Here is a 4,026-nt window from a genome sequence, read left to right as displayed (position 1 = left end):
CTACTGGAAGGATACGATCGTGACGCTCACGATCACCTTCTACGCCACGCTCGCCTCGATGCTGGTCGGCATCCCGATCGGCATCGCGGCGGGGCATCGCCTCTGGCTCGCCAAGGCGCTGCGTCCGCTGCTCGATCTGATGCAGACGCTGCCGACCTTCGTCTACCTGATCCCGACCCTGATCCTGTTCGGCCTCGGCGTTGCGCCGGGCCTGATCTCGACCATCGTCTTCGCCGTGGCCGCGCCGATCCGCCTGACCTATCTCGGCATCCACGGCGTGCCGCGGCCGCTGCTGGAGGCGGGCGAGGCCTTCGGCGCCACCCGCCGGCAGCTGCTGTTCAAGGTCGAGCTGCCGCACGCCCTCCCGACCATCATGGCCGGGCTGACCCAATGCATCATGCTGTCGCTGTCGATGGTCGTCATCGCCGCGCTGGTCGGGGCCGACGGCCTCGGCAAGCCGGTGGTCCGCGCGCTCAACTCGGTGAATGTTCCCATGGGCTTCGAAGCCGGTCTCTGTATCGTCATTCTCGCCGTGATCCTGGATCGCCTGGTCAAGACCGACCGGGTCGTCGGAGGGGCCCACTGATGGCCGACGCTCTCCCCGCCGTTCATTTCAGCGGCATCGACGTCATCTTCGGGCCCACCCCAAAGCGGGCCCTGGCGCTGCTGGACCAGGGGCGGACCCGGTCCGAGATCCTGGCCGAGACCGGCGACACGCTGGCAGTGTCTGGGGCCGAGCTCTCGGTGCCCTCCGGCGAGCTCTGCGTCCTGATGGGCCTGTCCGGCTCGGGCAAGTCCTCGCTGCTGCGCTGCGTCAATGGCCTGAACAAGGTCACGCGGGGCCGCATGATCGTCCGCCACGACGGCCAGGAAGTCGACGTCGCCAAATGCGACGAGGCCACGCTGCGCAAGCTGCGGGCCGACTGGGTGTCGATGGTGTTCCAGCAATTCGCGCTGATGCCGTGGCGCACCATCCGCGAGAATGTTGGGCTCGGCCTCGAGCTGCGTGGCATGCCGAAGGCGGAGCGGGACCGCATCGTCAACGAGAAGTTGGCGATGGTGCATCTCGACAAATGGGCCGAGAAGTATCCGCGCGAACTGTCGGGCGGCATGCAGCAGCGCGTTGGCCTGGCCCGTGCCTTCGCCACCGATGCCGACATCCTGCTGATGGACGAGCCGTTCTCCGCGCTCGATCCGCTGATCCGCACCCATCTGCAGGATGAGCTGCTGGAACTGCAGCACCGGCTGAAGAAGACCATCATCTTCGTCAGCCACGATCTTGATGAGGCGCTGAAGATCGGTAACCGCATCGTTATCATGGAATCCGGCCGCATCGTCCAGGTCGGCACGCCGGAAGAGATCGTCACCAAGCCGGCGGACGACTACGTGGCGAATTTCGTCGCGCATGTGAATCCGCTCAACGTGCTGCGGGCGGAAGCGCTGATGACCCCGATCGACCTGCTGCCGCGGGATGGGGATTCGATCCTGGTCGACAAGGCCAAGACCTGCCGCTGCCGGGTCGACGATCTCGGCCGGCCGATCCAGGTCACCCAGGACGACCGGCCGCTGGAGATTGCCGACGGCATCATCAACGGCGTGGCGCCCGGGCAGATCGCGACCATGCCGATGCACGCCTCGATGCGCCGGTTCATCGCCGCGCACGAAGCCACCCGGCAGCCGATCCTCGTGCTTGACGATGATGGTCGTCTGGTGGGTAAAGTAGGGGAGAGCGAGCTGGTTGCCCGCCTTCTCAGAGGAAAAGATATTTAACGATAGGGGATTATCGGTAGGGTCTTACATGTTACTGTAACATATTCGGCTCTACCATTGATCTGACCGGCCTCGCGCCTGTTACAAATGCATTGTTTCGACGTTCCACTTTCGATATACATACGAAGGCGTATCAAGTGGTCGCGGGGCTATCGCGATCAATGCCAGCCTCAGGCAATAAAGATGCGCCAAAGACCCTAATCATAGGGGCGGGGAGTCAGACAAAATTTGGGTAACAAGGTCTTCTGCCGGTTGCGGCGGCGGAGCTGGCCTTGCTCCTTGTCACGAGATTTTTGGGGGTGTGAAATATGCAGTCCGACACACTCGTCGATACTGCCGCTATCGAACTTTCCGCGCAGACGCCGATCAGGACCGCTCGGGTCGGGGTGGCGGCAAAGCGATTGATGGACATCGTCCTGTCGATTGTTTTTTTGATCCTGTTTTCCCCGCTGTTCCTGGTCTGCGCGGCCATGATCCGGCGGTCAGGCCGTGGAATTTTCTACAGCGACCGGCGTGTGGGGCGCGATGGCAAGGTGTTTTACTGCCATAAGTTCCGCACCATGATTCCCAATGCGAACAAGCTCTTGGCCGATCTTCTTCAGAAAGATCCTGAGCTTCGGCGTGAATGGGAGAGCGGCTTCAAGTTGAAGAAGGATCCGCGGGTGACGGCGATCGGCCGCTTCCTGCGCAAGACCAGCCTCGACGAGCTGCCGCAGCTGTTCAACGTGCTGAAGGGCGAGATGAGCCTGGTCGGCCCGCGCCCGATGTTCGAGGAAGAGCAGGAGCGCTGGGGCACCGCCATCCACTATTACTACAGCACCCGGCCGGGCATGACCGGCGTGTGGCAGATCTACGGCCGCAGCGACACCAGCTACGACACCCGGATCCGCCTGAACGTCGAATATGTCCGCAACTGGACCTTCTGGCGCGACGTAGTGATTCTGTTCATGACGCCAAAAGTGTTCCTCGGCACCTCCGGCGCCTACTGACCGGCCTTTCCGGCTTCCGCTGCCCAGCGTTCAAAGACGGCCCCTGCCTCCGGCAGGGGCCGTCTTTGTCTGTGGTCCCCGACGCGACCGCTTCCGCCCCGTCCCGGCTGGGGCTATAGGAGGCGCGATCGATGCGAAGGGATGCCCGGCCGATGCCCGTGATCAGAACGCTGCTGTTTTCGCTGCTGCTGGCGGTTGCCGCCGGCACCGGCTGGCAACCCGCCCATGCCGATGCCACCGCGCTGGCCGCGCATTACGACCTGCCGGCCAATGACATCGCCTACATCCTGTTCGATGCGCAGACCGGCCAGCTGATCGACACGGCACAGACGACGCGGCCGATGATCCCCGCCTCGACCATGAAGGTCGCGTCGATGCTGGCGTCGATCGAGATCCTCGGCGCCGACCACCGATTCTCGACCATCGTCACTTCAGGCGGGCCGGTCCAGGGCGGCGTGCTGCGCGGCGACCTGGTGCTGGTCGGCGGCGGCGACCCGAGCCTCGACATCAACGACCTGGCCGACCTCGTCAGCCAGCTGCGGCTGGCGGGCATCAGCAAGGTGGCCGGCCGCTTCGTGGTCGACGACTCGGTGCTGCCGACCCTGCCGTTCCTCGACCCGCTGCAGCCCTATGCCGCCGCCTACAATCCGGGCCTGTCCGGCTTGGCCGTCAACTTCAACGCCGTGCGGGTGAGCTGGCAGCGCAAGAAGGGGCAGTTCGACGCCCGGACCGAGGCGGTGGCCGACGGCCGCAACCTCGATCTGCCCTGGGTCGATGTCAGCCAGGGCGCCGCGTCGCCCTACCGGCCCATGGGCGACCGCGAAGGCTGGGTGCTGTCGGCGGCGCTGCCGGACAAGGGCTCCGACATGCTGCCGCTGCGCCACCCCACGGCGACGGCGGCGGAGATCTTCCGGACGCTGGCACGCAACGCCGGCATCACCCTGCCGGCCCCCGTGATCGGGCAGAGCTCGAGCGACGGCACCGTCATCGCCCGGCATGACAGCGAGCCGCTGCCGGCGATCGTCACCCGCGTCCTGAAATACAGCAACAACCTGTCGGCCGAGATGATCGGGATGATGGCGGCGCGCCAGCTGCTGGGCCGCGGCAGCATCACCCAGGCCGAGGCGGGCCGGGCGCTGGCCGGCTGGTGGGCGCAGAAGCTGCCGAAGCTGGACTGGACCGGCCTGACCATTCCCGGCGCCTCCGGCCTCAGCAGCCACGCCCGCATCTCGCCGGTGCAGATGGCGGCGGTGCTGATCGAGGGCAA

Annotated in this window: 4 protein-coding genes; all 4 read left to right on the top strand. The window is 65.4% G+C overall.

Annotated features, from left to right (window positions below; genetic code table 11):
• Positions 1-586, top strand: a 586-nt coding sequence (locus AC3XYG_RS34570; protein WP_489144427.1) for an ABC transporter permease subunit, incomplete at its 5' end; no start/stop codon positions are given.
• Positions 586-1,770, top strand: coding sequence for a choline ABC transporter ATP-binding protein (gene choV / locus AC3XYG_RS34565; protein ID WP_489144426.1), 1,185 nt, complete (start codon positions 586-588; stop codon positions 1,768-1,770). The genes AC3XYG_RS34570 and choV, both read left to right, overlap by 1 nt.
• A gap of 308 nt (positions 1,771-2,078) precedes the next feature.
• The gene (locus AC3XYG_RS34560) at positions 2,079-2,759 is read left to right on the top strand and encodes a sugar transferase (RefSeq protein WP_489144425.1); all 681 of its coding nucleotides are present in this window, start codon (positions 2,079-2,081) and stop codon (positions 2,757-2,759) included.
• 152 nt (positions 2,760-2,911) lie between these two features.
• On the top strand, positions 2,912-4,026 hold a 1,115-nt coding region (dacB, locus tag AC3XYG_RS34555; RefSeq protein ID WP_489144424.1), incomplete at its 3' end, for a D-alanyl-D-alanine carboxypeptidase/D-alanyl-D-alanine endopeptidase.

The organism is Inquilinus sp., from assembly GCF_057815775.1.
This window is presented reverse-complemented; position numbering and strand designations above follow the sequence as displayed.

Coding starts and splice junctions, on each gene's coding strand:
- choV (WP_489144426.1), top strand. CDS start 586: ATGGCCGACGCTCTCCCCGCCGTTCATTTCAGCGGCATCGACGTCATC.
- AC3XYG_RS34560 (WP_489144425.1), top strand. CDS start 2,079: ATGCAGTCCGACACACTCGTCGATACTGCCGCTATCGAACTTTCCGCG.